The organism is Streptomyces sp. NPDC028368 (assembly GCF_055565615.1).
On record NZ_JBVHTY010000002.1, the window covers coordinates 721,057 to 746,408 of the forward strand.

Below are 25,352 nucleotides of genomic sequence, written 5' to 3' on the forward strand. Positions count from 1 at the left end.
CCGCCGTCAGGCCTCGAAGGGATACGGCGAGGGCAGGGTGCGGGTATCTCGAACGGCGGCCGGGCATGGCGGTATGTCCTCACTCAGGGTCCGCGCCCTGGCTCGACGTGACGGCGACGAGAGTCTCCTGGCTCCCGGATCGGCGCATCCCCCGGTCTTCCCGCCCGTCCGCAGCGGCCCTTGCGGGCATCCGCGCGACGGACCGTGACCTTCGCTGGAGGAACGCTCCCCGGTGACAGTGGCGGGACCGCGCCGGATTCTCACCGGACTTCCTCATCTGTCGCCGAATGGCACGGGCAGTCCACCACGCCCCGCGAAGAGCCGTCAACTCACCCTTGACCTGCGACGCAGCCCTGTGGCAGGGGGTGTGGCGCGCGCCACAGGGTGGCCGGTGCGTCACCGACGGTTGCCCCTGGGCCTGATCCCGCGTCACTATCTGGTGCACGGGGGGCGATGGGGCCCGCCGGAAGGGGGGCCGGGGGATGCCGGACAGCGCTGACAGCCAGGAGATCCGCCAAGAGGTCCGTATGCGGATCACGGGCACGAACAACCCGGAGCAGGACGCCGCGGATCTGCGGGCGTGGCTGGAGCGGGAGCCGTGGCTGAACCGGCGGCGGCACGAGTGGGCGCTGCGCCCGAGGCCGGCGGGTGAGAACGAGGACACCGACGGGCCGGGCCCCGCCGATATGGCCGTCGGTGTCGACGACCTGATCCTGGTGGTCGTCGGCGCGGTCGCCGCGGAGATCACCAAGAGCCTGACCATCGCCCTGCAGGAATGGCTGCGGCGGCGCAAGGAGGAGCGGGCCTCGGGCGAGGAGCCCGCGGTCGTGGTCGGTGAAAGCGACGGCCGGCTGCGCGAGATCGGCGGCGCCGAGGGCGGCAGCAGCGCCGAGGACTGAGCGGATGTCCGAATACGACGCGCGGGGCAAGGTCAACCGGGCGCTGCTGATCTGTGTCAGCGACTACAAGGACCTGCGCCCGCTGCCCGCGGTACGGGACAACGCGGAGAAGCTCAGGCGTGTCCTGATCGACCCCGGCACCGACCTGTTCACCGAGAACGAGGTCCGCATCTGCCGGACCCAGGAGCCATGGGAGGTGGAACAGGCGCTGGACGCCGTCGCCGACGAGGCGCGCGGACTGCTGCTGGTGTACTTCTCCGGCCACGGCCGGGTCGGCCCGGACGGCGGCAATCTGCAGCTGATGGTCGGCACGTCCAAGCCCCGGCTGCACAAGACCGTCTCCTGGCAGGACCTGGTGCTGTCGTACCTGGACAACGCGCGGGCCGACCGGATCGTGATCATCCTGGAGTGCTGCTACGCCGGAAACGCCGGCGAGGCCTTTCACCGCTGCCGTAAACCCATGTCGCTGCTGATGACCGCGCAGCCCAACCGCCGTATCTTCAGCGGCGAGGAACCGGCCGGCGGCAGCGTCTTCACCCGCGCCGTGGTCAAGGTCCTCGAGCGGGGCATACCGGGCAAGCGCTTCGTCGCCTTCGACGATCTCGTCCAGGCGCTGCGCGAGGAGCTCGCCGACGAGCGGACCCCGATGGGCGACGTCTGGGAGCCCCGCTCGGCGAAGCAGAACACCACCGACGACGTCATCCTCTCCTTCGCCACCCCCGAGGTCCGGCCCCCGACCCCGCTGCGGGTCCGCTTACGCCGCGTGCTCAACCCGTTCCTGCGGCACTGGGTGCGGCTCCTGCTCATCCTGGCGATCATCTTCGTACCGGCCACCGCGGGCATCGTCCTGCTGAACCTCCCCGGCCCCGCACCGGCCTGCCCGCCCGCCCTCGAACTGCGGCTGCTCACCGCCCCGGAGGCCGAGCCCACGCTGCGGCAGGCGGCCTTCGACTACGAGATGTCCCACGCCAACACCCTTGCCCTGACCGGCGAGGGCGACTACCCCGACGGCTGCCGGCGCGCCCAGATCACCGTCTACTCCGCGGCCAAGGACCAGATCGACCGGGGGTTCGCCGCCGCCGACCGCTGGCAGGGCGAGGCGCGGGGCACCGGCAAGGGCGGCCCGGACGACAAGGGCGCCGAACCCCTCTACCGGCCGGGCCCGCAGCCCGACCTGTGGATCCCCGAATCCACCGCCGACTACGACGAGGCCCGCCGCCAGATGCCCGCCACCGGCTCCCCGGCGGCGCTGCACAACACCGGCCCGGTCGCCTACACCCCGCTGGTCGTCGGCATCCCCGCGAAGAAGCGGCCGGCGGACATCGAACCGGCCGGCGCCACCTGGCAGGACCTGCTCACCGGGACCGACAGCCACCACCTCGACCTCAGACTCCTGCGGCCCAGCCCCGTCCTGTCCGGCACCGGCCTGCTGCACACCATCGGCCTCTACCTCGCCGGCGACGGCGCCGCCATCGGCTCCTCGGGCACGCCCGGCCCCGACCCGGCACTCGCCGACCACGCCGAGAGCCGGCTGACGGCCCCGGGCAGCCAGTACGCGGGCAGCACCGAGCTGCTGTGCTCGCTGCGCCCCGGGGACGACGCCCCCGGCGGCGGCGAGGCCGGCTCCGGTGACGCCGCGAAGTCCGCGCCACTGGTCTCCGAGAAGTCCCTCGCCGACTTCAACCTCGGCCGCGCCAGCGGCAGCTGTCCGGCGCGGGCCGCCCCGCTCGCCCGCGGCGACCGTTACACCGCCTACTACCCCAGGAACGTTCCGGCCCTCGACCATCCCCTGATCCGGGTCGCCTGGCGCGGGGCCACCGATGCCACCGCCCGGCAGGCCGCGGTCGACCGCTTCGCCCAGTGGCTGCGTGACCCGGACGGCGGCGGGCGCACCCTCACCGCGCAGGGCTACCGCGGGGTGCCGGGAAAGGACGGCGGGATGCCGCAGCCGGCGCCCGGCTCACCGCTGCTCGACAGCCGTGCGGAGATCGATCCGCATGCTCCCCTCGTCCCCTTCACGGCGGGCCCGGACCAGGTGGCCAAGGTGCTGGACGGCTACGACAAGGCCCAGAAGTCCAGCCAGTTGCTGATCCTGATGGACACCTCCACGTCGATGGCGGACGGCGGCAGACTCCCGATCGCCGTCAGCGCGGCGGGCCGGGCCCTGGAGATGGCCGGCGCCCGCCACACGTACGGTCTGTGGACCTTCCCGGACCCCGCGCACCCCGGCGACCGCGACGCGGTGCACGAGGCCGTCCCGCTGGGCACCGCCGACCCGGCCCGGGGCAAGGCCACGCTGGAGCGCATCGCGGGCGGCGGACTGGTCGACCACGGCGCCTCGATGGAGGAGGCACTGACCGCCGCCGTACGCAGGATGAAGAGCGCCAAGGGCACCAGCAACGCCATCGTGCTCATCCTCGACCAGGACGACGGTGCCGGACCGCAGCGCGCGGCGGGCGTGGAGAAGACGCTCACCGGGCTCCTCAAGAGCGGCCCGGACGTGCCGGTCCTGACGCTGGCGATGGGCCGATCCGGCTGCGATGCCGTCGCCCTCCAGTGGCTGTCCGGTACCTCCCGGGGCCGGTGTGTGTCCGGGGGCCCGGGGGCGCCCGATCAGCTCGCCGGCTTCGTCGCCTCGTTCGGCACCGCCGCCAAGGGGGACCAATGACCGCACCACGCACCGGCCTGACCGCCGCGCTGGCCTGTGTGACCCTGCTGGTGGCCGCGAGCGGCTGTACGCAGGAAGCCGGGCCCGGCCCCGAGAAGGGGGCGATCGTCCTGGCCACCGGCAGCGACCTCAGCAGCTCCGGCGTCCGCCAGGACCTGATCCACGCCTTCGAGAAGCGCACCCACCGCACGGTGCGGATCATCAGACTCCCGGACACCGCCGACGGCCAGCGCAGCCAGCTGCTGGCCGCAGGCCAGTCCGGCAACGGCGGATATGACGTGCTCAACATCGATGTGGCCTGGACCGCGGAGTTCGCCGAGGCGGGCGTGATCCGGCCCTGGGGGGCGAGCCTGGACGGCGACTTCCTCGACTCCGTCGTCAAGACCACGCAGTACGACGGCAAGGTGTGGGGCGTGCCCTTCAACACCGACGCCGGGCTGCTCTACTACCGCAAGGACATCCTCCACGCGTACGGGCATGACCGGCCCCCGCAGAACTGGGGCGAGCTGAAGAACTGGGCCGAGCAGGTCACAGGGGCGTACAACCGCAAGGCCGCACAGGCCGCCCAGAGCGGGAAGGGCGCCAAGGGCGGGAGGAAACCGCCCAGGATGTACGGCATGGTCGCCCAGCTGCGGCCGTACGAAGGGCTGACCGTCAACACCCTGGAGTCCGCCTGGGCCAACGGCGGCGACCCGGACGCCACCAGCTTCACCAAGGGCGAGCAGGTCGGCTCGCTCCAGCAGGGCGTCGCCGACCTCAAGCTCCGGCTCGACTCGATCATGCCGCACGAGGCCACGACGATGGACGAGACCGAGAGCCGCCGCTGGTTCGCGGACGGGCGGGCGCTGTTCATGCGCAACTGGCCCGTCGAATACGCCTCGGTCGCCGAGAAGCTCACACCGGGTGAGCAGTTCGACGTCGCCCAGCTGCCGGCCCGCGCCATCGACGGCAAACGGATGTCCGTCCTGGGTGGGCAGAACCTCGCGATCTCCGCCCACAGCACCCGGCCCGAGGGCGCCCGGGAACTCATCGAGGCGCTGACCGGCCGGGACAGCGAGCGCTGCCTCCTGGAGCGGGGGTTCGCCGCGACCCGCGACTCCGCGTACCGGACGGGAGCTCACGCGCCCGCCTGCCCGCTGCCGCCCGGCGACGCCGAACGCGGCGAGCAGGGCGCCACCCGGCCCCCGTCGCCGCGGCCCGGCCAGGAGCCGCCGTACACGCGGACGCTGTACGCGGCCCTGCGGGCGGCCGAACCGCGCCCGCGCAGCGCCCACTACCAGACCTTCAGCAAGGTCGTGCAGATCCGGGTCTCCGAATATCTGAGCAGCCAGGGCGGCACGGCCATCGCCGACAAACTGGCCAAAGAAGCGGATGAGGCGCTCAGCGGCCGCGGGGATCCCCGCGGCCGCTGAGCGCCTCTCCAGGCTTTCTCAGGCGGCGACGATCAGGTAGATGCCGTACGCCACGGCCGCCGCGCACAGGGTGAAAGCGGCCACCGCCCCGGCTCGCGCGCCCATACCGGGCGTGCCGGCCGTGGCCGTGCCGCCTTCCTGGCCCGGCGTGCGGGACGTACCGACGATGCCGACGGTGAACAGGCCCACGATCCCGACCGTCACCGCGAGGGTGACGCCGAAGACCTGGCCGAGAGCTGCCCAGTCGATGCTCATGGTGTTCCGTGTCCTTGTGTTCCGTACGGGAATTACGCGGGGGCGGTGCTAGCCGGCGGCCGACGTGGCCTTTTTGCGCGCGGCGGGCGGGGTCGCAGCGGTGTCCGCGGCGGCCCCGGGGGCCGGGGGAGCGGGCACCTCGGCGGCGTCCGGTTCGGTGGCCGGCGCGGTCATCGTGCCCGCCGGGGGAGGGGAGACGGTCCGCAGCGCGGCGGTCACCACGCCCACCGGCTCGGCGGCCGGGCCGTCGTTGACATTGGAGTGGTCGATGGGCTTGCGCCGGGAGGCGGCCCAGATCGCGCCGCAGATGGCCAGGCCGAGGACGGCGACCGCCGCCACGCCCCAGCTGCCCTGGCCGGCCAGGAACGCGGCGCCCGCCGCGACCACACCGGCGGCCGGCAGCGTCAGGCACCAGGCGAGGACCATCCGGCCGGCCGTCGACCAGCGCACCACGCCGCCCTTGCGGCCCAGACCCGAACCCATCACGGAACCGGAGCAGACCTGGGTGGTGGAGAGCGCGAAGCCCAGGTGCGAGGAGGCCAGGATGGTGGCCGCGGCGCCGGTCTGGGCGGCGAAGCCCTGCGGCGGCTGGATGTCGGTGATGCCCTTGCCCATCGTGCGGATGATCCGCCAGCCGCCCAGGTACGTGCCGAGCGCGATGGCCATGCCCGCGGAGGCGATGACCCACAGCGGCGGGTCGGCGTGCGGGGCGACCACACCGCCGGTGATCAGCGCGAGGGTGATCACGCCCATCGTCTTCTGCGCGTCGTTGGTGCCGTGGGCGAGGGAGACCAGGGCGGCCGAGGCGATCTGCCCGGCGCGGTAGCCCTTGGCGGTGTCCGCCTCGGCGCGGCCCCGGCTCAGGCGGTAGGTGAGGCGGGTCGCGGCCATCGCGGCGAGACCCGCGACGATGGGCGCGGCCACCGCCGGGATGAGGACCTTCATCACCACGGCGCTGCCGTGCACGCCGCCGGTGCCCACCGACACCAGGGTCGCGCCGATCAGACCGCCGAAGAGGGCGTGGGAGGAACTGGAGGGAAGGCCCGCGAGCCAGGTCAGCAGGTTCCAGACGATCGCGCCGACCAGACCGGCGAAGATCACTTCAGGTCTGATGCCGGCGCTCTCGTCGATGATGCCGCCGGAGATGGTCTTCGCCACCTCGACGGACAGGAACGCACCGACGAGGTTGAGCACTGCCGACATCGCCACCGCGGTCTTGGGTCGCAATGCCCCGGTGGAGATGGTGGTGGCCATTGCATTGGCCGTGTCGTGGAAGCCGTTCGTAAAGTCGAACACCAAGGCCGTGACGATCACGATCCCGATGAGAAGCGTGATGTGTTCCATTCACCCAGGCAATCAGTTCGATGGTCAGTGTCGCTCGGACCGTACGGAGAGTTGGTGAACGGAAAGTGAACTACGAGGGGCTCGGCAGTGACACCCCCGCACGGTTCACGGGGAGGTGTCTCTGACGTCACTTCCGCATCACCCGTTGGCAAACTTCCTGAGCTGCGCCGCCGCCCCGTTCAGGCCGCTTCGATCACGCTCGCGGGCCAGTGGATCCCTTGGGGCCGGTGACGTGAAGCCCGGCTCGGCAAGTCATGCCCGACGTTAACGGTCGGCCAACACAAGATGGTCGATCTCCGGCCAATTGCCGCTAGGGGCGCCTTCAGCACCATACGGCGGATACCGGACATGCGTGCCTGTGCCGTACCGTGCCCCCGCCTGCCCGTACGGTGTCGCGCAGCGCAGTCGCCCATCCGCAGCCTGCCGCCACCGCGCCGGAGGACACCATGGACGCCCCCACCGCCCGCCCGACGAAGGGCCATCCCGACCGCATCGCCGAAGTCTGGAGCGAGCTGGTCGACACCGCCCGCCGCACCGTCGCCGACGGCCTGGTCGTCGGCACCTCCGGCAATGTCTCCTGCCGGATCAAGGACCTGATCCTGGTCACGCCCACCGGCGTCCCCTACGACCGGCTCGGCCCCGGCGACACCACCGCCGTCGGCCTCGACGGCCGCCAGGTCATCGGCTCCCTGCGCCCCACCAGCGAACTCCCCATGCACCTGGCGGTCTACCGCTCCACCGCGGCCACCGCCGTCGTCCACACCCACGCCCCGTACGCCACCGCCGTCTCCACCCTCGTCCCCGAGCTCCCGCCGGTCCACTACATGACCGCGGCCCTCGGCGGCCCGGTCCGGGTCGCCCCGTACGCCCTCTACGGCACCGAGGAACTCGCCGCGAACATGCTCGACGCGCTGCGCGACCGCACCGGCTGCCTCCTGCAGAACCACGGCACCATGGCCTACGGCGACAGCCTCGGCCAGGCGCTGGACCGCACCGCCCAGCTGGAGTGGCTGTGCCGGGTCTGGCTCACCGCGAGCTCCGTGCCGGGGCGGCAGCCCAGCCTGCTGTCGGCCGACCGGCTCGAGGAGGCCCGCGAAAAGCTCGCCGGCTACGGCCGGCACGACTGAACCGCCGCCCCGCCCGTCACCCGCCCGCTCCCGCCCCGCTGGCCGCACCGGGCGCCCCTTTGCACACTGGAGAGGTGCGAAGGGGACCCGCGGCGGCCATGGCCGCCGCCACCGTGATCGGCGCCGGTGTGGCGGCAGTGGCCATCGGCCGGTACGCAGGCGATATTGCCCTGAAACCGTCCCCCGATCACCCCCTGCCAGGCGACTCCCGTCTCACCGTTCACTCCTTCACCGACGATCTGATCACCCTGACCCGCAGTTTCGCGTCCCTGCGGCCCGGCACCTACGGGCTCACCGGCGCGGGCTGCCACGCCGTGCTCGGCCCCGTCGTCCACGGCGCCCCGCACGCGCCCGACACCGTCGTACGCCGCCTGACGCGGGTCACCCACGGCACCCTGCGGCCGGGCGCCAGGATGCGTCTGACCCCGCAGGTGTACATCGGCAACCCCCGCGACGCCCTCGGCGCCGACTGCGCCGACATCGACATCCCCGGCGAACTGGGCGCCCTGCCCGCGTGGTTCCTCCCCGGCGTCCGCGACACCTGGGTCATCACCGCACACGGCCTGGGCACCACTCGCGAGCACCCGATGGTCGTCATGCCGTTCCTGCGCCGCCACCGCCTCCCGGTCCTGGACATCGCCTACCGCAACGACCCCGGCGCCCCGGCCACCGAGGACGGCATGAACCACCTCGGCGACGCCGAATGGCGCGACCTGGACGCCGCGATCCGCTATGCGATCCGCTACGGCGCCCACGACGTCGTCCTCCACGGCTGGTCCACCGGCGCCACCATGGCGCTGCGCGCCGCCACCCGCTCCGCGCTGCGCGACCGGATCAGCGGGCTCGTCCTGGACTCCCCGGTCCTCGACCGGCACGCCACGGTCCGCGCGCTGGCCACCGCCCGGCGGGTCCCGCGCGCCCTGCTGCCGCTGGTCGTCCGGGCCGCCGAGGGCATCACCGGGCTGCCCGTCCACCGGCCCGCCGACGCCGTCGACCCCGCCACGCTGACCGTCCCCACGCTCCTTTTCCACGGCCCGGACGACACGCTCGCCCCCTGGGCCGCCTCCCGCTCCTTCGCCGCCCGCCGCCCCGACCTGATCACTCTTCAGCCCATTCCGCACGCACCGCACGCCGCGATGTGGAACGCCGACCCGGCCCGCTACGAAGAGGCCCTGCGCCGCTTCCTGACCCCGCTGATGTGACCTCGCGGCCCCGGTGACCGGCAGACGTACGAGGGGACAACTCCCCACATCAGGGATGGGTCGGCGAGGTGACGCGGCCCGGGAAGATCGCAAGCCGGGTTCCGATTGGGCTTTCGGGCCGTCAGCGGCAACACTGCTCCTGTGACGTCCCGTACTCCGCGCGACTCCCGGCTCCGACTCGTCTCCGGTCAACCGATTGCGGCCGCCCGCCGGGCGGTGAGCACCCGGGCCGCCCGCCCGGCGCCCCGCCCGCCCGCGGGCACCCCCGCCCCGGCGGAACTGGCCCGGCAGGCCCGCGCCGTCCTGGCCGGAGCGGCCCGCCTCGCCCGCTGGGCCGACGGCCCCGGCGCCACCGGGGCGGGCCTGCGCGCGGGCCCCGACGGGGCGCTGCCGGACGCCGCCGTGGAACGTGCCGCGCAGGACCTGCGACTGACACCGCACCAGGTCCGCGCCGACTGGGACCGCGCCCGCCTCGCCGGGCTCATCGAACTGCACGGCGGCGTCGCCCGCCCCGGCTGGCGGCTGCGCGCCTGGGACCGCGACGACACGGCCGCCCTGCGCGGCTGGGTCGCCCTCTTCGACGCCTGGTCGCTGGCCCGCCCCGCACCGGGCACGGCCGGCCCGGCCATCGTCGCCGAAGTTGTCGAGGCCGTGCCGCAGTTGCTGTCCCTGCTGCACCTGTCGGCCGGGCCCGTCCGGCTTCCCGTCCTGCTGGACATGCTCGACCAGCGCGTCGCCGAGCTGCGCACCGAACGCTGCGAGGTCCCCTACGGGCAGGACCCGGCCCCGGGCGGCACCGCCGACGCCGAAGGGACGGTGAACGACGCCGCGGGGGCCTCGCTCGCCGAACTCCTCGACTGGGCCCTGGGCGCACTGACGACGGTGGGCGCGATGGTCCCGCCCGAGGGCGCGCAGGACGGTGTCCGGGACGGCGCGTACGAGGAGTCCTACGGCAGCGACGAGGCGCAGCTGACACCGCTCGGCAACTGGTCGGTGTGGGTCAAGCTGGAGCAGATCTGCGTCGCCGCGCAGAGCCCGGCGGGCCATATCGAGCAGTCGGCGGAGGCGATGCTGCGCGGCTGCGCCCGGCTCACCCCGGGACCGGCCCGTACCGAATACCGCGCCTGGCTCGCCGCCCGCGCGGTCGGCGCCGCCGTCGAGGAGCTGCTGGCCGTGGCCCGCGGCGAGGACGCGCTGCTGCGCGGGCTGGCCTTCGAGGCGCTGCGGGCGGTCGGCGCCCTTGCCGAACCCGCCGTCCGCGCCGCCGCCGACGAGCCGGCCCTGCGTCCGTACGCCCTGCTGTGGCTGGTCGAGCACGAGGGCGGCGACCCGGAGACCGCGCCCGATGTGCTCACCCGCGAGGAATCGACCTGGCTGTGGGTGGACACCGCGGCGGCGGTCGCCGACCACGGCGAGACCCAACTCCTGGTGCGGCACCTCGACTCGGCGGTCCAGGGCTCGGTGCCGCGCCTCCTGGAGGAGGTACGCGCCGTCGGCCATCCCCGCACCGTCCAGGTGCTGGTCGCCCTGGCCGCGGCCCACCCCGACCCGGCGCTCGCCAAGGCCGTGCGCCGCGCGGCGTTCCAGGTGCACACGGGCGGCGCGTAAGAGGACGGCCGGGCGCCTCATGGCGAGGCGCCCGGCCGGTATGTCCCGAAGCTCCAGACGTTGCCCTCGCCGTCCCGCGCCATGTAGTCGCGCGAGCCGTAGTCCTGGTCCGTGGGCGGCATCAGGATCTCGGCCCCCGCCGCCTCGGCCCGCGCGAAGTGCGCATCGGCGTCCTCGACCACGACATACACGGCGGCCGGCCCCGCGCCGCCCATCGCCTCGCCGAAGACCCCACCGCGCCCCTTGGACCCCAGCATCACCCGCCCGTTGCCGTACGACAGCTCCGCATGCATCACCGCGCCGCCCTCGCCTTCGTACACCGCCTCCTCCCGGAACCCGAAGGCCTCGGTCAGCAGGCGGATCGCGGCCCGCGCATCGCGGTAGAGCACCGCCGGACAGATCGTCGGTGCACCCGCCGTCGAGTTCGTCGTCATGACCCTCACCATCCTTCTCCCGTCGGTGGATCGAGATCTGCGTCACAGTCTCGCAGCGGGGTCTGACAATGCCGTGGAAACCGGCCGTGACCTGCGGAAACCGCACAGGGGAAAAAGCGGTTGCCCGGCACCGTTAGACTGCCTGTATGGCAGTTCTCCTTTGGGTTCATTAGACGGCGCTGACCGCTCTCGGACCGTCCGTCCAACCCGCCGTCTTCCTGCCCTGGAGTTTTTTCCGTGATCACCGCCTCCGGCCTTGAGCTGCGTGCCGGCGCCCGAATTCTCATCGAGTCCGCTTCCTTCCGTATCGCCAAGGGCGACCGCATCGGCCTGGTCGGCCGTAACGGCGCCGGCAAGACGACTCTCACCAAGGTCCTGGCGGGCGAGGGCATCCCCGCCGCCGGTACGGTCACCCGCTCCGGCGAGGTCGGCTATCTGCCGCAGGACCCGCGCACCGGCGACATGGACGTGCTGGCCCGCGACCGCATCCTGTCCGCCCGCGATCTGGACTCCGTGCTCCGCAAGATGCGCGAGAACGAGGACCGGATGGCCAACGGCAAGGGCGCCACCCGCGACAAGGCGATGAAGAAGTACGAGCGCCTGGAGACCGAGTTCCTCACCAAGGGCGGTTACGCCGCCGAGGCGGAGGCCGCGACCATCGCCGCCAGCCTCGGGCTGCCCGACCGCATCCTCGCCCAGCCGCTGCACACCCTCTCCGGCGGTCAGCGCCGCCGCGTCGAGCTGGCCCGGATCCTCTTCTCGGACTCCGACACCCTCCTGCTCGACGAGCCGACCAACCACCTCGACGCCGACTCCATCGTCTGGCTGCGCGACTACCTCAAGACCTACCGCGGCGGCTTCATCGTCATCTCGCACGACGTCGACCTGGTCGAGACCGTCGTCAACAAGGTGTTCTACCTCGACGCCAACCGCTCGCACATCGACATCTACAACATGGGCTGGAAGCTCTACCAGCAGCAGCGCGAGGCCGACGAGAAGCGCCGCAAGCGCGAGCGGCAGAACGCCGAGAAGAAGGCCGCGGCCCTCAACTCGCAGGCCGACAAGATGCGGGCCAAGGCCACCAAGACCGTCGCCGCGCAGAACATGGCCAAGCGCGCCGACAAACTGCTGGCCGGCCTGGACGCGGTGCGCGCCTCCGACAAGGTCGCCAAGCTGCGCTTCCCGGACCCGGCGCCGTGCGGCAAGACGCCGCTCACGGCCGAGGGCCTGTCCAAGTCCTACGGCTCCCTGGAGATCTTCACCGACGTCGACCTGGCCATCGACAAGGGCTCCCGGGTCGTCATCCTCGGCCTCAACGGCGCCGGCAAGACCACCTTGCTGCGACTGCTGGCGGGTGTCGAGACGCCGGACACCGGCGAGGTCCGCCCCGGACACGGCCTCAAGCTCGGTTACTACGCCCAGGAGCACGAGACGCTGGACCCGGACCGCACGGTCCTGGAGAACATGCGCTCGGCCGCCCCGGACATGGACCTCGTCGCCATCCGCAAGACGCTGGGCTCCTTCCTCTTCTCCGGCGACGACGTCGACAAGCCGGCCGGAGTGCTCTCCGGCGGTGAGAAGACCCGGCTCGCGCTGGCGACGCTGGTGGTCTCCTCGGCCAACGTCCTGCTCCTCGACGAGCCGACGAACAACCTCGACCCGGCCAGCCGCGAGGAGATCCTCGGCGCGCTGCACACCTTCACCGGCGCCGTGGTCCTGGTGTCCCACGACGAGGGCGCGGTGGACGCGCTGGAGCCGGAGCGGATCATCCTGCTGCCCGACGGCGTCGAGGACCTGTGGGGCCAGGACTACGCGGACCTGGTCGCGCTGGCCTGACGTGCGGGCTGCGCGGCCGCACCGGCCACGCCGCATCCACCGGGCCCGTTCCGGTCGCGGCGGTACCGGGCAGGGCCGTATGGATCATGCGGTCTGGATCATTCGGCCTACGCGTGATCCATCATCTGTGTGAGAACGGCTCGTACATCGGCGAGTCTGCGAGGAAGGCCGGGCCCCCGGGGGCCCGGCCTTCGTCATTTCGGCCGCATAACCCCTGACCTGCCGCTTTTCCGGGAAATCGGCGCGCGGACGGCTCCCGCGGCAGGCGGAATTCGCAATTCCGGGCCGGTTGGCGTCGCATCGGGCGGCAATTCATGTCGTACCGACCTTGCGGAATGGGTGGCCAGGAAGCCGGTGAGGGGTGATCATGAGAGTCCAGAGCGCACTTCCCACGAGGAGGCACGGGTGGCCGAGACTCTGAAGAAGGGCAGCCGGGTAACCGGCGCCGCGCGCGAAAAGCTCGCGGCAGACCTGAAGAAGAAGTATGACTCCGGAGCGAGCATCCGGGCGCTGGCCGAAGAAACCGGTCGCTCCTATGGGTTCGTGCACCGGATGCTCAGCGAGTCCGGTGTGGTCCTGCGCGGTCGAGGCGGAGCCACCAGGGGCAAGAAGGCCGCTTCGGCCTGACGCCCGCGACTCCGGGTGTAACGGTTCTCCCCCCGGTCGGTCGAGTGGCCGACCGGGAGGTTACCGTTCAGTCACTTACGCACGCACGTGCGGTCGGCTGACCCGGAGGCGCTCGATGACTCTGCTCGACAAAGACGGTGTGCGGCTCACCGTGGACGACACCATCGCCACGGTGACCCTCGCCAACGCGGCCAAGCGCAATGCGCAGTCGCCTGCCATGTGGCGGGCGCTGGCCGCGGCGGGTTCGCTGTTGCCGGGAAATGTGCGGATCGTGGTGCTGCGGGGCGAGGGTAAGTCCTTCTCCGCGGGGCTCGACCGGCAGGCTTTCACGCCCGAGGGGTTCGACGGTGAGCCGTCGTTCCTCGATCTGGCGCGCGGCGCGGACAGCGAACTGGACGCCACGATCGCCGAGTACCAGGAGGCGTTCACCTGGTGGCGGCGTACCGACCTGGTGTCCATCGCCGCCGTACAGGGCCATGCGATCGGTGCGGGCTTCCAGCTCGCCCTCGCCTGCGATCTGCGGGTCGTCGCCGAGGACGTGCAGTTCGCCATGCGTGAGACCAGCCTGGGCCTGGTGCCGGACCTGACCGGTACGCACCCCCTGGTCGGGCTGGTGGGCTACGCCCGTGCGCTGGAGATCTGTGCCACCGGCCGCTTTGTGCGCGCCGAGGAGGCCGAGCGGGTGGGCCTCGCCAACCTGGTGGTGCCCGGGGACGAGCTCGACGGTGCGGTGGCCGATCTCGCGGCCGCGCTGATCGCCGCGCCCCGCGACGCCGTCATCGAGACCAAGGCCCTGCTGGCCGGGGCCGCCGGCCGTACGTATGAGGAACAGCGCACCGCCGAGCGGGCCGCCCAGGCGCGCCGGCTGCGCGATCTCGCCGGCCTGGGGGAGTAGCCCCGCCGGCGGTACGGGACCGGGGCCTGGCACGCGCCGTGTCTCAGTCGCGCTCGACGGCCGTGACCAGCACGGCGACCGTCCGCGGCGCGGCCGGGGCGGCCGTCGCCGCGCGGCGGACGGCCCGTGCGACATCCAGGGCGCGATGGCCGGCCGCGGTCGCCAGCTGGATCAGAGCGTGGCCGTCGTGGAGCCGGACCGGGCGGGGGTGACCGCCCAGCACGGGGGCGAGGCGGGCGACGCCGGGGACGCCCAGGGCGACGGCGCCGAGCCCGGTAGGCCCGTCCTGCGGGGTGCCCGTACGCCCCTCCGCTGCCCCGCCGTTCCCGGGCGCCCCGCCCGTCTCCGCCGTCCCGGCGGCCTGGCCCGCCTCCCACAGCCCGCTGACCCGTAGATCCACGGGACCCACCACCAGCCCCAGCTCCCGGTCCGACGCCGCCAGCAGGGCCGCGCGCAGCTCGTCCGCGACATCGGGCAGCGGGCGGTCGCCGGGCGCCGTGAAGTCCGCCGTGATGCGCAGCGGGCCCGGCGGCAGCGCGCTCGGCGGCGGCGGGACGGCCGGTTCCGGAGCGGTGCCGGGGTCCGTGACGCTCAGCCGCAGAGCGCCGAGGCGTGCCCCGGCCGGTGCGCCGACTGCCGCCCGCAGCGCCCCGGCGGCCGCCCGCTCGGTGATCCATGAGCCGTCCTCGGGCCCGCCCAGCGGCAGTACCCGGCCGATGCCGAGCTGCTGCCGTACGGCCGGCGCCAACTGGTTCACGGCCACCGCGTCACCCCTTCTCCGGACGGTGCCCCCAGCCTGCCGTAGTCCGGGGCGTACGGCCCGGTGGTGCGGCCCACGAGGCCGTATGGAGCACTCCGCTGCCGCATACCGGGGCAGGCCAGGAAAACCGGACCTACTGTGGGAATCGGAGCGGGCGGACCGCTCCTCCCTCCGATCTCCGCAACCTCCGACCCCCTCCGAAAGGGACGAACGGCGATGAGTGAGAGCCAGCAGATCTCGGACGGCGTGAAGGCGCCGGTCAGGCGCGGCGGCGGCGACCCCGCGTCCCGTGGGCGTACGACCATCGCCGAGGGCGTCGTGGAGAAGATCGCCGGGCTGGCGGCCCGCGATGTCGTGGGCGTCCACGCCATGGGCAGCGGCTTCGCCCGGACCCTGGGGGCGGTACGGGAACGGGTGCCCGGCGGCGGCAAGTCCGCCGTGACGCGCGGGGTGAAGGCCGAGGTCGGTGAGGTACAGGCCGCCCTGGACCTGGAGATCGTGGTGGACTACGGCGTCTCCATCGCCGAGGTCGCCCGCAGTGTCCGGGAGAACGTCATCTCCGCCGTCGAGCGGATGGCGGGCCTGGAAGTCGTCGAGGTCAATATCGCGGTCAGCGATGTCAAGCTGCCCGATGAGGAAGACGACGAGGAACAATCGGAGCCGCGCATTCAGTAACGCAGTCGGTAAGGGGCCCGGCCGCAGGAGCGGGGCCCGCCAGGAGTGGCAGCGAGGGAGCGCACGATGAGCATGGCCGCGGTCGGCCTTCTGGCCGGCATGGTGCTGGGCTTCGCCGGGTACTTCGGCGGGTTCGGAGCGTTCGTCCTGGTGGCGGCGCTGGGCGCCATCGGGTTCGTGGCAGGCAGGTTCCTGGAAGGGGATCTGGCGCCCGGCGATTTCTTCCGTACGCGCAACGGCGACCGCGACAGCCGGCGGCGGTGAGGCCGGGTGGCGACGGTCCCCTCCGCCGCCCCTGCCGTACCGGCGGGTGAGCGCGGCGCGACCACGATCGCGGACCGGGTGGTGGCGAAGATCGCCGCACAGGCGGCGCGCGAGGCGCTGCGCGAGGCGTCCCCCGCCGCCCCCGCCGTTGCCCATGCGACGGTCACCGTCCAGCGGCGGGACGGCCCGCGGAACTTGGGCGAGGCCCGGGTCAAGGTCGCCGTCGAGCTGGGCTATCCCTCCGACATCGGCGCGCAGTGCGCTGCGGTGCGTCATCAAGTCGCCGAACGGGTAAGGGCGTTGGCGAGCATGGAGGTGCCGGAGGTCGCGGTGGAGGTGGAGCGTCTGCACTCGCCGCTGCTGGACGGCCCGGACCGGGGAAGGGTGCGATGAGCGACGACGACACGGATCCGCCGGACACCCGACGGCTGCCCACCCTCGAGAAACAGCCGGGCGGCGGCGACGGCCTGGAGCAGTCCGCATCGGGCGCGGCCTATACGAACACGGCGGACGGGGGCCGCCCCGGGCGCTACTGGTCGGCCCGGCGGGTACCGGCCGCACTGGTCGCCCTGGTGCTGCTCGGTGCCCTGGGCCTGCTGCTGTACGACGTGGCCGCGGTCCGCGCCGGCCGCCCCGCGATGGCCTGGCGCATCTGGCTCGCCCGTCAGCTGGCCACCCGCCACCTGGACGACCCCTGGGTCCTGGGCGCCGCCGCGGCCGCGATGCTGATCGGGATCTGGCTGATCGTGCCGGCCGTCACCCCCGGGCTGCGCGAGCTGCTGCCGATGCGGCGCACCGCCCCGGACCTGCGGGTCTGCCTGGACCGTTCGGCCGCGGCCCTGGTGCTGCGCGACCGCGCCATGGAGGTCGCCGGGGTGCAGTCCGTACGGATGAAGGTGGGCCGGCGCAAGGCCAAGGTGCTGGCGTACGCGCACTTCCGCGAACTGGACGAGGTCCGCGGCGACCTCGATACGGCGCTCGGCGACGGCCTCCAGCAGCTGGGGCTGGCCCATGGGTTGCACCTGAACGTCCACGTACGGCGCCCGAAGAAGAGGTGAGCGCGCGATGCGCACGCTACGCAGAAGCACCAACCGGGTGCTGCTGGGCCTGATCGGTGCGGTGCTGCTGGGGACCGGGGGAGCGGTGCTGATGGGCGGGCTCGGCCTGCCCGCGAAATGGCACCTGAGGCTGCCCGACGGCTGGCCCTGGAGCAGCCCCGGCGAGGTGCTGCTGCCCCGTCACAGCCGCACCCGGTGGACGGACCGCGGCTGGTGGTGGCCCGCCGTCATCGCCGTCCTGGCGGTGCTCGTCCTGCTCCTGCTGTGGTGGCTGGTGACCCAGCTCCGCAGACACCGGCTGACCGAGATCCTCGTCGACAGCGGGGACGGCGAGGGCGCCCTGCTGCGCGGCCGGGCGCTGGAGGCGGCGCTGACGGCCGAGACGGAGGCGCTGGAGGGTGTCGAGGGGGCCGCGGTGGTGCTGACCGGACGCCGCACGCAGCCGCGGGTACGTGCCGTCCTGTCGCTCGCCCCGCATGCCGACCCGGGTTCGGTCGTACGGCGCCTGGAGGACGAGGCGGTGGCCCATGCGCGCGGCTCGGCGGGGCTGGACCGGCTGCCGGCGGACGTACGGCTGCGGGGAGTGCGCCATCGGGCGGAGCGGGTGAACTAGGGGGCGGCGGGGCGGGGGCGCGGTTTCGTCCGCGGCCCCGCCCCGCCTCCGCACCCGCCCGCCAGGCCGTCAGAATCCGTGCCGGGCCCCGCCGTCCACGGGCACCATCACCCCGGTGACATACGAAGCCGCGGGCGAGAGCAGGAACGCGGCAACGCGGCCGAACTCCTCGGGACTGCCGTAGCGGCCCAGGGGGATCGACGCCGTGTTGCGGGCGCGGGAGCCCTCGGGGTCCCCGGAGAGGGCGTCGAGCTGGGTCATCCGGTCGGTGGCGATGCGGCCGGGCAGCACGCCGACGACGCGGATGCCGCGCGGGCCCAGCTCGTCGGCGAGCGACTTGGCGAAGCCGGCGAGCCCGGGGCGCAGCCCGTTGGAGATGGTCAGGCCGCTGATGGGCTCGTAGACGGAGCCGGACAGTACGAAGCCGATGACGCCGCCTTCGTCGAGTTCGGCGGCGGCGGTGCGGGCGAGCCGTACCGCGCCCAGGAAGACCGATTCGAAGGCGGACCGCCACTGGTCGTCGGTGTTGTCGGCGGCCGTGCCGGGGGCCGGGCCGCCGACGCTGATGAGGACGCCGTCGAAGCGGCCGAAGCGCTCGCGGGCGGCGGCCACCAGGCGGGCGGGGGCCTCGGGGTCGGCGTTGTCCGCCGCCACGCCGAGGGCCCGTTCGCCCAGGGAGGCGGCGGCCGCGATGGCGCTCTCCTCGGTGCGTCCGGTGATCACCACATTGGCGCCGTCGGCGACGAGTTCCCGGGCGGTGGCGAAGCCGAGGCCGCGGGTCGCCCCGGTGACGAGGTATGTCCGGTCGGTAAGTCCAAGATCCATGGCCCTAGTCTGCCGCCACGCACCCGAACAGACCGAAGGCGGTCCCCACCAGACCGATGTGGCTGAAGGCCTGCGGGTAGTTGCCGAGCTGGCGGCGGGCCGCCGGGTCGTACTCCTCGGCGAGCAGGCCCACGTCGTTGCGCAGCGCCAGCAGCCGTTCGAACAGCGCATGTGCCTCGTCGCTGCGGCCGGTCAGCTCGAGGGCGTCGGCGAGCCAGAACGAGCAGACGAGGAAGGTGCCCTCGCCGCCGGGCAGTCCGTCGACGCCGGCGCCGCTCCCGGTGCTGTAACGCCGTACCAGACCGTCGTCCGACAGCTCCCGGCGTACCGCGTCGACGGTCCCGATGACCCGGGGGTCGTCGCCGGGAAGGAAGCCGACGCGGGGGATCAGCAGCGTGGCGGCGTCGAGTTCCGCGGAGCCGTAGTACTGGGTGAAGGTGCCGCGCTCCGCGTCGTAGCCCCGCTCGCAGACCTCGCGGTGGATGTCGTCGCGCATCGCCCGCCAGCGGTCGATGCCCCCGCCGAGTTTCGGATCGGCCTCCAGTGCGCGTACGGCGCGGTCCGCGGCGACCCAGGCCATCACCCTGGAGTGGACGAAGTGCCGGCGCGGCCCGCGGATCTCCCACAGTCCCTCGTCGGGGTCGCGCCAGGTCGACTCGAGGTAGTCCACCAGGGCGCGCTGGATGCTCCAGGCGTGTGTCTCGGTCTCCATGCCGGCCCCGCGGGCGATGTGGAAGGAGTCCAGGACTTCGCCGTAGACGTCGAGCTGGCGCTGTTCGACGGCGGCGTTGCCGATCCGTACGGGCGCGGATCCGGCGAATCCGGTGAGCCACGGGAGTTCCGACTCCGGGAGCCGCCGCTCGCCCGCGAGGCCGTACATGATCTGCAGGTCGTCGGGGGAGCCGGCCACCGCGCGCAGCAGCCACTCCCGCCAGGCGCCGGCCTCGTCCAGATATCCGGCGGAGATCAGGCAGTTCAGGGTGAGGCTGGCGTCGCGCAGCCAGCAGTAGCGGTAGTCCCAGTTGCGGACGCCGCCGAGCTCCTCGGGCAGTGAGGTGGTGGGGGCCGCGACGATGCCGCCGGTGGGCGCGTAGGTGAGGGCCTTGAGGGTGATCAGCGAGCGGATCACGGCGTCGCGGTGCGGGCCGTTGTAGCGGCAGCGCGCGGACCACTCGTGCCAGTCCTCCAGGGCGTTGTCCAGCGCGTCGAACGGGTCGATCAGGGTCGGCCGGGGCTCGTGCGAGGGGTGCCAGGTCAGGACGAACGCGGTGCGCTCACCCGCGGCGACGGTGAGGTCCGAGCGGGTGCTGAAGTCCTTGCCGTAGGTGTGGCACCGGTCGGGGGTGCGCAGCCATACGGAGTCCGGTCCGGCGACCGCGACCCGGCTGCCCTCGGCCGCGCGTACCCAGGGAACCACCCGTCCGTAGTCGAACCGCAGCCGCAGCACCCCGCGCATCTCGACGCTGCCGCGCAGGCCCTCGACGATCCGTACGACGTCGGGCGCGCGGTCGCGCTGCGGCATGAAGTCGGTGACCCGGACGCTGCCGGTGGGGGTCTCCCAGACGGTGTCCAGGATGAGCGAGTCGCCACGGTAGGAGCGTTCGGCGCGGGCCTCGGAGGAGGTGGGGGCCAGCCGCCAGTGGCCGTTGTCCTTGCCGCCGAGGAGGGCGGCGAAGCAGGCGCCGGAGTCGAACCGCGGCAGACACAGCCAGTCGATGGAGCCGTCGCGGCCGACGAGGGCGGCGGTCTGCAGATCGCCGATGAGCGCGTAGTCCTCGATGTGTGGGTGCACGCAGGGCGCCTTCCCGCACGGCGCCCCGGCTACTCGGTGATGGCGGCTGTCCGGGCTACCGGCTCCCCGGGCTCCTCCGGCTCCCCGGGAACCCGCGCGGCCTCCTCGGCTTCCGCGGCCGCCGCCTGAGCCCGGTCGCGGCGCTCGCGGCGTACGAGGATGACCCAGCCGACCGGGACCGCCGCCGCGAACAGCCACCACTGGATGGCGTACGCCATGTGCGGGCCGATGCTGTCGTGGTCCGGCTCGGGGACCAGTTCGGGCTTGCCGCCGGCCGCCTTGGGCGCGGTCTGCTCGATATAGCCGCCGAGCACCGGCCGCGGCAGCCGCTTCGCCAGCTCCTTGCTGTTGATCAGCATGACCTGGCGGGCGGGCAGGCCCCTGGTGTCCTTGATGCCGCTTTCCGCGCTGGTCTCGTCGGCCATGATGCGGCCGGTGACGGTGACCTTGCCCTTGGGGGCGGCGGGGACGTCGGGGAACTTGGTGAGGTCGTCGCCGGCCGAGATCCAGCCGCGGTTGACCAGGACGTCGTCGCCGTTCGCGAGCTCGAGCGGGGTCAGGACGTAGTAGCCGATGCTCTGCTCGTCGGCCGCGGTGCGCTGGCGGACCACGACCTCGTGCGCGGTGTCGTAGGTGCCGGTGGCGGTGACGGTGCGCCACATGTCGTGGTGGGGGAGCGTCCGCCCGGGGGCGGTCAGCGCGGTGACCGGGACCGGCCTGGCGGCCAGGCTGTCCGCGATGAGCTGGTTCTGCGCCACCTTGTGCTCATGGCGGTGCAGCTGCCAGAAGCCCAGCTTGATCATGACGGGGATCAGCACGAGGCTCACGAGGGTGAGGATCACCCACTGCCGGGACAACAGGAAGCGGTACACGGCATCGACCGTACCTGGCGTGCGGCGGCCCCCGGGCAGGGGGTCCTGCCGGGGGCCGGGAGCCGCGTGACGAGCGTGGTGGCGGGGCTCAGACCCGGTCGACGATGCCCACCTTCCCCTCCGAGCGCGCGCAATGGGCGCCACAGTAGAAGTGCCCCTCGACCTCGACGCCCTGGCCGATGATCTGGCACCGGCAGTGCTCGCAGATCGGCGCCATGCGGTGGATGGCGCAGGAGAAACAGTCGAAGACATGCACCGCGCCCTGCGCGTGCACCTCGAACGTCATGCCGTATTCGTTTCCGCAGACCTCACAACGTGCCATGCGCCACAGGGTGCGGGCGGGGTGCGCGGGGAACGCGGTGCGGGCGGGTGTGTTGGCCGGGCTTCACCCGGACGCAGGTGCCGAATCCGCCGGTTACGCCGGTGCGGCGGGCGCGGCCGGCTCCACGTCCCGCAGCAGCTGCATGAAGGCCGCCTCGTCGACCACGACCGTGCCGAACCGGGCGGCCTTGGCGGTCTTCGACGTCTGCGCGTCCGGGTCGTTGGTCACCAGCAGGCTGGTCAGCCGGGACATGCTTGTGGCGACATGCAGCCCCGCCTCGACGGCGCGGTCCTCCAGCAGCTCGCGGTCCACGGAGGTGTCGCCGGAGAACGCCACCCGCATCCCCTGGACCAGCCGCCCGCCCGCCGCATAGCGCCCCGGGTTGGGATACGGGCACGCCGGGCGCTTGCGGGACGGCCGCCAGGAGGTGGGGCGGTAGGACGAGGCGGAGGAATGCTGCCGGGGAGCGGGTGAGTCCGACCACTCCGTCAGGGGCTGGCAGCTGAGCAGCGGCAGCCGCAGTTTCTCCCGCGCGGCCCGGCGCAGGCTGGGGCGGAAGGCCTCGGCCAGCACCCGGGCGTCGTCGAGGGCGTGGTGAGCGCGTTCCTGTACGACGCCGTAGTGGGCCGCGAGGGACTCCAGCTTGTGGTTGGGCAGCGGCAGCCGCAGTTCCTTGGAGAGCGCGATGGTGCACAGCCGCTGGCGCACCGGGGCGGTCGCCTCGGCGCGGGCGTACTCCCGGGCGATCATCGACCAGTCGAACATGGCGTTGTGCGCGACCAGCACACGGTCCGCGAGGCGCCGGGACAGTTCCGGGACGATTTCCGGGAAGAGCGGCGCGTCGGCCAGCACGTCACTGGTGAGGCCGTGGATCCAGACCGGGCCCGGGTCCCGCTGCGGATTGACGAGGGTGTACCAGTGGTCCTGCACCTCGCCGTGTGCGTCGAGTTGGTACACCGCGGCGGAGATGATCCGGTCGTCGCGGGCCAGGCCGGTGGTCTCCACGTCGACCACCGCGTATCCCTGGGGATACCCGTCCGGCCAGGGAGCCGGCGGCGTCTGCGGGCCCGGCTGCTGCCCGATCTTCGGCGCGGTCTCGGGCGCGATCGGGGGAGCTGCTGCCATGCGGTCTTCGAGCATGGTCACTGAGGATACGGGCCGCCACTGACAGCCACCGCACCGCCGTCGTGAGCGGCCGGCGCGACCACACCCGATTCCGCGCCCCGTTCCGCGCCCCTTCCGCGCCCGTCGGTGCGGGCGGCGGCACGCCCGGCCGGGCCCCGGAGAGTGACCCGGCCGCGGCCGGTGTACCGCTCGATGAGGTGACGGCCGGGCACGCCGGGCGGTGCGGCGGGCCGCCGGCTACGGGGCCGCCGCTCCCGGCGCCAGCAGCGACCCCACCAGCGCATCGAGGCAGACCACGAAGAGCCGTTCGGGGTCGGCGGGACCGGCCAGCGCGCGGGCCAGCGCCGGATCGTGCTCCGCGGCGGGGGAGTCCCACAGCTCGCCCTCGCTGGGGTGCTGCTTCGGTGCCCGTTCCCGGTTGCGCTCGATCAGGACGAATCCGACGACCTGGAACTGCACCGCCCGTACCGCTTCGGCCGCGAGCTCCCCGCGCAGTCCGGCGGCGTGCACCTCGTGGACCAGCGCCTGCTGCGCGGGCAGGAACATCCGCTCCGTCAGGCCGCGTTCATGCACCATCGCGATCAGATGCGGGCGCTCGCGCAGTGCCGTACGCAGCGCGCGGGCCACCGAGACGATCCGGGCGTGCGGCGTCCCGCCGGTGGGACGGATCTCGCCCATCTCCCGGACGGTGCGCTCCACCAGGGCGTCCAGCAGCGACTCGCGGTTGCCGACGTGCCAGTAGATGGAGGTGACGGCGGTGCCCAGCTCGGTGGCGAGCCGGCGCATGGTCAGCGCCCCCGGGCCGTGCGCCCGTACCAGCCGGGCGGCCGTCGTCAGAACCTCTTCGCTGGTCAGCGCGGTACGTGTCATGGCCTCCACCTACCCCCACAACTCCCTTGCGCGCAAGGCTCTTTACCCTTCGCCCCGCTCGGTGTAACAGTGTTACAGGCGTAACGGCGTAACCGGCGCCGCCCACGCCCCCGTACGTCCCGACCCCCGCAAGTCCCCCACGACGAAGGGCGGTACGACATGGCACGCATACGCTACGGAGCGCGCACCGAGAGGGAGATCGCCGCCGCGCGCACCGCGAGCGCCCAGCTCCCCGACATCTGGTCCACCGGCGTGGTGGCCGTCTGGGAGACCGACCCGGACGTGGTCGCCGCCGTTCTGCCACCGCCGCTCGAACCCACCAGCCGCCCCCTGGTCCGCGTCACCGTCTCCGCCGTCGATCTGCCCGGCTACCCCCTGGGCGCGGGCTCGGTCGCCGTGGCGGCCGCGCACCACGGCGTCGAGGGCTGGTATCCGCTCGTCATGCCGATGACCCACGAGCGGGCCCTGACCGGCGGCCGCGAGGTCTTCGGCGAGCCCAAGAAGCTGGGCGAGGTCACCGTGGAGCGCGAGGGGCCGGTCGTCCGCGCCGCGCTCGCCCGCCACGGCATCGCCTTCGTCGAGATCCGCGGCGCGGTCGGCGCCCCGCTTCCCCTGCCGGAGCCGGCGAAGAAGACCGACTTCTACTTCAAGTTCCTCCCCGCCGTGGACGGTTCGGGCTTCGACCTCGACCCCGTACTGGTGCACTGCGTCCGCAACGAGAAGGTCCGCAAACTCGAGCGGATCACCGGGGACGTGGTCCTGCGCGACTCGGTGTACGACCCCGTCGCCGACCTCCCCGTACGCGCCCTCGTCGAGATCACCATCGGCGAGAAGACCACCGACCAGAGGGGCAGGGTCGCCGAACGGGTCAGCGCCCAGGCCCTGCTGCCCTACATCCACCAGCGCTACGACGACCCGCAGCAGATCCTCGACGGGCCGCCCGAGGGGAGCGTGTGATGCGGCTGCGCGCGGGACAGGTCGCGGTCGTCACCGGCGCCGCGAGCGGTATCGGACTGGCCATGGCGCGCCGCTTCGCCGCGGAGGGCCTCAGGGTCGTGCTCGCGGACGTCGAGGAGGAGCCGCTGCGCGCCGCCGCCGACGAGCTGATGGCGGACGGCGCCGAGGTGCTGGCGCGCACCGTGGACGTGGGCGTACGCGAAGAGGTCGCCGCCCTCGCCGACGCGGCGTACGACACCTTCGGCGCGGTCCATCTCCTGTGCAACAACGCCGGGGTGGGCTCCGGCGCCGAGGGCCGGATGTGGGAACACGACCCCAACGACTGGCAATGGGCGTTCGCGGTGAACGTATGGGGCGTCTTCCACGGTGTGCAGTGTTTTCTGCCGCGGATGCTGGCGGCCGGTGAGCCCGGCCACGTCGTCAACACCTCCTCGACGGACGGCGGTATCGCGCCGCTGCCCACCGCCTCCGTCTACGCCGTCACCAAGGCGGCAGTGGTGACCATGACCGAATCGCTCCACGCCCATCTGACGGCCGAGCGCGCCGCCGTCGGTGCCTCGGTCCTCTTCCCCGGTCCGCACATGCTCCGCACCGGCCTGTGGGAATCGCACCGCAACCGGCCCGAGCGGTACGCCAAGTCCCGGCCGCGCCGGTCGCCGTACCGCAGCCTGGCGCAGTGGGAGGCGGCGATGCGCGAGGCCGGGCGGGAGATCACCTTCACGCCGGTCGAGGACGTCGCGGCGCAGGTCGTGGACGGCATCCGGGCCGGCCGTTTCTGGATGCTGCCGCCCAGCGAACACACCGACGCCCAGATCCGCGCCCGCGCCGCCTCGATGCTCGACCGCGCGGCGCCCGCGTACCTGGAGAACTTCATCCTCGGCTGACGAGTGCCCGACCGACGAGTGAGGGAAC

The 25,352-nt window shown here is 73.0% G+C and carries 26 protein-coding genes and 1 riboswitch; of the genes, 16 read left to right on the plus strand and 10 right to left on the minus strand.

Annotated features, from left to right (window positions below; genetic code table 11):
• Positions 1-121 precede the first annotated feature (121 nt).
• Positions 122-274: riboswitch (cobalamin riboswitch) on the minus strand.
• Between the two features lie 208 nt (positions 275-482).
• Genes ACZ4S3_RS06735 through ACZ4S3_RS06745 form a run of 3 tightly spaced genes read left to right on the plus strand, consistent with a single transcriptional unit; the run spans position 483 to position 4,979 of the window.
• Positions 483-899: a hypothetical protein gene (locus ACZ4S3_RS06735; protein ID WP_467927028.1), complete on the plus strand. Its 417-nt coding sequence runs from the start codon at positions 483-485 to the stop codon at positions 897-899.
• 4 nt (positions 900-903) lie between these two features.
• Positions 904-3,567: a caspase family protein gene (locus tag ACZ4S3_RS06740; protein WP_467927033.1), complete on the plus strand. Its 2,664-nt coding sequence runs from the start codon at positions 904-906 to the stop codon at positions 3,565-3,567.
• Entirely contained in the window at positions 3,564-4,979 is a 1,416-nt protein-coding gene (locus tag ACZ4S3_RS06745; protein WP_467927037.1) for an extracellular solute-binding protein, read from the plus strand. Before ACZ4S3_RS06740 ends, ACZ4S3_RS06745 begins: the two co-directional genes overlap by 4 nt.
• 18 nt (positions 4,980-4,997) lie before the next feature.
• Here ACZ4S3_RS06745 and ACZ4S3_RS06750 read toward each other — a convergent pair whose 3' ends face one another.
• Together ACZ4S3_RS06750 and ACZ4S3_RS06755 are read right to left on the minus strand one after the other, a co-directional pair.
• A complete protein-coding gene (locus ACZ4S3_RS06750; RefSeq protein WP_467927041.1) occupies positions 4,998-5,234 on the minus strand; it encodes a hypothetical protein in 237 nt (78 codons plus the stop codon).
• Positions 5,235-5,282: 48 nt separating this feature from the next.
• Entirely contained in the window at positions 5,283-6,578 is a 1,296-nt protein-coding gene (locus ACZ4S3_RS06755; RefSeq protein ID WP_467927044.1) for an inorganic phosphate transporter, read from the minus strand.
• 446 nt (positions 6,579-7,024) lie between these two features.
• Between ACZ4S3_RS06755 and ACZ4S3_RS06760 the strand changes: the two genes are divergently transcribed.
• The 3 genes from ACZ4S3_RS06760 (at position 7,025) to ACZ4S3_RS06770 (ending at position 10,515) form a co-directional block, all read left to right on the plus strand.
• Positions 7,025-7,705: a class II aldolase/adducin family protein gene (locus tag ACZ4S3_RS06760; protein ID WP_467927373.1), complete on the plus strand. Its 681-nt coding sequence runs from the start codon at positions 7,025-7,027 to the stop codon at positions 7,703-7,705.
• A gap of 74 nt (positions 7,706-7,779) precedes the next feature.
• Positions 7,780-8,907 carry an alpha/beta hydrolase gene (locus tag ACZ4S3_RS06765; protein WP_467927048.1) on the plus strand — a complete coding sequence of 376 codons (1,128 nt, stop codon included), beginning with the start codon at positions 7,780-7,782 and terminating at the stop codon, positions 8,905-8,907.
• Positions 8,908-9,048: 141 nt separating this feature from the next.
• The gene (locus tag ACZ4S3_RS06770) at positions 9,049-10,515 is read left to right on the plus strand and encodes a hypothetical protein (RefSeq protein WP_467927052.1); all 1,467 of its coding nucleotides are present in this window, start codon (positions 9,049-9,051) and stop codon (positions 10,513-10,515) included.
• Positions 10,516-10,532: 17 nt separating this feature from the next.
• On the opposite strand, the gene ACZ4S3_RS06775 is transcribed toward ACZ4S3_RS06770, so the two are convergent.
• On the minus strand, positions 10,533-10,949 hold the full coding sequence (locus tag ACZ4S3_RS06775; protein WP_467927055.1) for a VOC family protein: 417 nt from the start codon (positions 10,947-10,949) through the stop codon (positions 10,533-10,535).
• Between the two features lie 237 nt (positions 10,950-11,186).
• Here ACZ4S3_RS06775 and ACZ4S3_RS06780 point away from each other — a divergent pair, with 237 nt between their 5' ends.
• The 3 genes from ACZ4S3_RS06780 to ACZ4S3_RS06790 all read left to right on the plus strand — a co-directional run bounded on the left by ACZ4S3_RS06780 (position 11,187) and on the right by ACZ4S3_RS06790 (position 14,307).
• Entirely contained in the window at positions 11,187-12,785 is a 1,599-nt protein-coding gene (locus ACZ4S3_RS06780) for an ABC-F family ATP-binding cassette domain-containing protein (protein ID WP_467927059.1), read from the plus strand.
• A gap of 405 nt (positions 12,786-13,190) precedes the next feature.
• A complete protein-coding gene (locus ACZ4S3_RS06785) occupies positions 13,191-13,412 on the plus strand; it encodes a helix-turn-helix domain-containing protein (protein ID WP_006606369.1) in 222 nt (73 codons plus the stop codon).
• 115 nt (positions 13,413-13,527) lie between these two features.
• Entirely contained in the window at positions 13,528-14,307 is a 780-nt protein-coding gene (locus ACZ4S3_RS06790) for an enoyl-CoA hydratase/isomerase family protein (protein ID WP_467927062.1), read from the plus strand.
• 43 nt (positions 14,308-14,350) lie between these two features.
• Here the strand turns inward: ACZ4S3_RS06790 and ACZ4S3_RS06795 are convergent, their stop codons facing one another.
• Positions 14,351-15,070 carry a hypothetical protein gene (locus ACZ4S3_RS06795; protein WP_467927065.1) on the minus strand — a complete coding sequence of 240 codons (720 nt, stop codon included), beginning with the start codon at positions 15,068-15,070 and terminating at the stop codon, positions 14,351-14,353.
• 213 nt (positions 15,071-15,283) lie between these two features.
• Here ACZ4S3_RS06795 and ACZ4S3_RS06800 point away from each other — a divergent pair, with 213 nt between their 5' ends.
• The 5 genes from ACZ4S3_RS06800 (at position 15,284) to amaP (ending at position 17,677) form a co-directional block, all read left to right on the plus strand.
• Entirely contained in the window at positions 15,284-15,742 is a 459-nt protein-coding gene (locus ACZ4S3_RS06800) for an Asp23/Gls24 family envelope stress response protein (RefSeq protein WP_467927069.1), read from the plus strand.
• A 66-nt stretch (positions 15,743-15,808) separates the two neighbouring features.
• Positions 15,809-16,006: a hypothetical protein gene (locus tag ACZ4S3_RS06805; RefSeq protein ID WP_467927073.1), complete on the plus strand. Its 198-nt coding sequence runs from the start codon at positions 15,809-15,811 to the stop codon at positions 16,004-16,006.
• A gap of 6 nt (positions 16,007-16,012) precedes the next feature.
• Complete coding sequence (locus ACZ4S3_RS06810; RefSeq protein ID WP_467927077.1) at positions 16,013-16,399, plus strand: Asp23/Gls24 family envelope stress response protein; 387 nt, start codon at positions 16,013-16,015, stop codon at positions 16,397-16,399.
• Complete coding sequence (locus tag ACZ4S3_RS06815) at positions 16,396-17,064, plus strand: DUF6286 domain-containing protein (RefSeq protein WP_467927081.1); 669 nt, start codon at positions 16,396-16,398, stop codon at positions 17,062-17,064. Before ACZ4S3_RS06810 ends, ACZ4S3_RS06815 begins: the two co-directional genes overlap by 4 nt.
• 7 nt (positions 17,065-17,071) lie before the next feature.
• Positions 17,072-17,677 (plus strand): alkaline shock response membrane anchor protein AmaP, encoded by a 606-nt coding sequence (amaP, locus tag ACZ4S3_RS06820; protein ID WP_467927084.1) that lies wholly within the window; start codon positions 17,072-17,074, stop codon positions 17,675-17,677.
• 69 nt (positions 17,678-17,746) lie between these two features.
• Here amaP and ACZ4S3_RS06825 read toward each other — a convergent pair whose 3' ends face one another.
• From ACZ4S3_RS06825 to ACZ4S3_RS06850, 6 genes are all read right to left on the minus strand, one after another.
• Positions 17,747-18,502 (minus strand): SDR family oxidoreductase, encoded by a 756-nt coding sequence (locus ACZ4S3_RS06825; protein ID WP_467927087.1) that lies wholly within the window; start codon positions 18,500-18,502, stop codon positions 17,747-17,749.
• 4 nt (positions 18,503-18,506) lie between these two features.
• Positions 18,507-20,294 carry a glycoside hydrolase family 15 protein gene (locus tag ACZ4S3_RS06830; protein ID WP_467927090.1) on the minus strand — a complete coding sequence of 596 codons (1,788 nt, stop codon included), beginning with the start codon at positions 20,292-20,294 and terminating at the stop codon, positions 18,507-18,509.
• A 29-nt stretch (positions 20,295-20,323) separates the two neighbouring features.
• The gene (locus ACZ4S3_RS06835) at positions 20,324-21,166 is read right to left on the minus strand and encodes an SURF1 family cytochrome oxidase biogenesis protein (protein ID WP_467927092.1); all 843 of its coding nucleotides are present in this window, start codon (positions 21,164-21,166) and stop codon (positions 20,324-20,326) included.
• An 88-nt stretch (positions 21,167-21,254) separates the two neighbouring features.
• Positions 21,255-21,488, minus strand: a complete 234-nt coding sequence (locus tag ACZ4S3_RS06840) for a hypothetical protein (RefSeq protein WP_362705502.1) — start codon at positions 21,486-21,488, stop codon at positions 21,255-21,257.
• A 93-nt stretch (positions 21,489-21,581) separates the two neighbouring features.
• Positions 21,582-22,613, minus strand: coding sequence for a DEDDh family exonuclease (locus ACZ4S3_RS06845; RefSeq protein ID WP_467927098.1), 1,032 nt, complete (start codon positions 22,611-22,613; stop codon positions 21,582-21,584).
• 237 nt (positions 22,614-22,850) lie between these two features.
• Positions 22,851-23,483, minus strand: coding sequence for a TetR/AcrR family transcriptional regulator (locus tag ACZ4S3_RS06850; RefSeq protein ID WP_467927102.1), 633 nt, complete (start codon positions 23,481-23,483; stop codon positions 22,851-22,853).
• A 159-nt stretch (positions 23,484-23,642) separates the two neighbouring features.
• On the opposite strand from ACZ4S3_RS06850, the gene ACZ4S3_RS06855 reads away from it, so the two are divergent.
• Positions 23,643-24,440 carry an acetoacetate decarboxylase family protein gene (locus ACZ4S3_RS06855; protein ID WP_467927104.1) on the plus strand — a complete coding sequence of 266 codons (798 nt, stop codon included), beginning with the start codon at positions 23,643-23,645 and terminating at the stop codon, positions 24,438-24,440.
• Positions 24,440-25,324 (plus strand): SDR family NAD(P)-dependent oxidoreductase, encoded by an 885-nt coding sequence (locus ACZ4S3_RS06860; RefSeq protein WP_467927107.1) that lies wholly within the window; start codon positions 24,440-24,442, stop codon positions 25,322-25,324. The genes ACZ4S3_RS06855 and ACZ4S3_RS06860 overlap by 1 nt, the downstream gene beginning before the upstream one ends.
• The last annotated feature ends 28 nt before the right edge of the window (positions 25,325-25,352 follow it).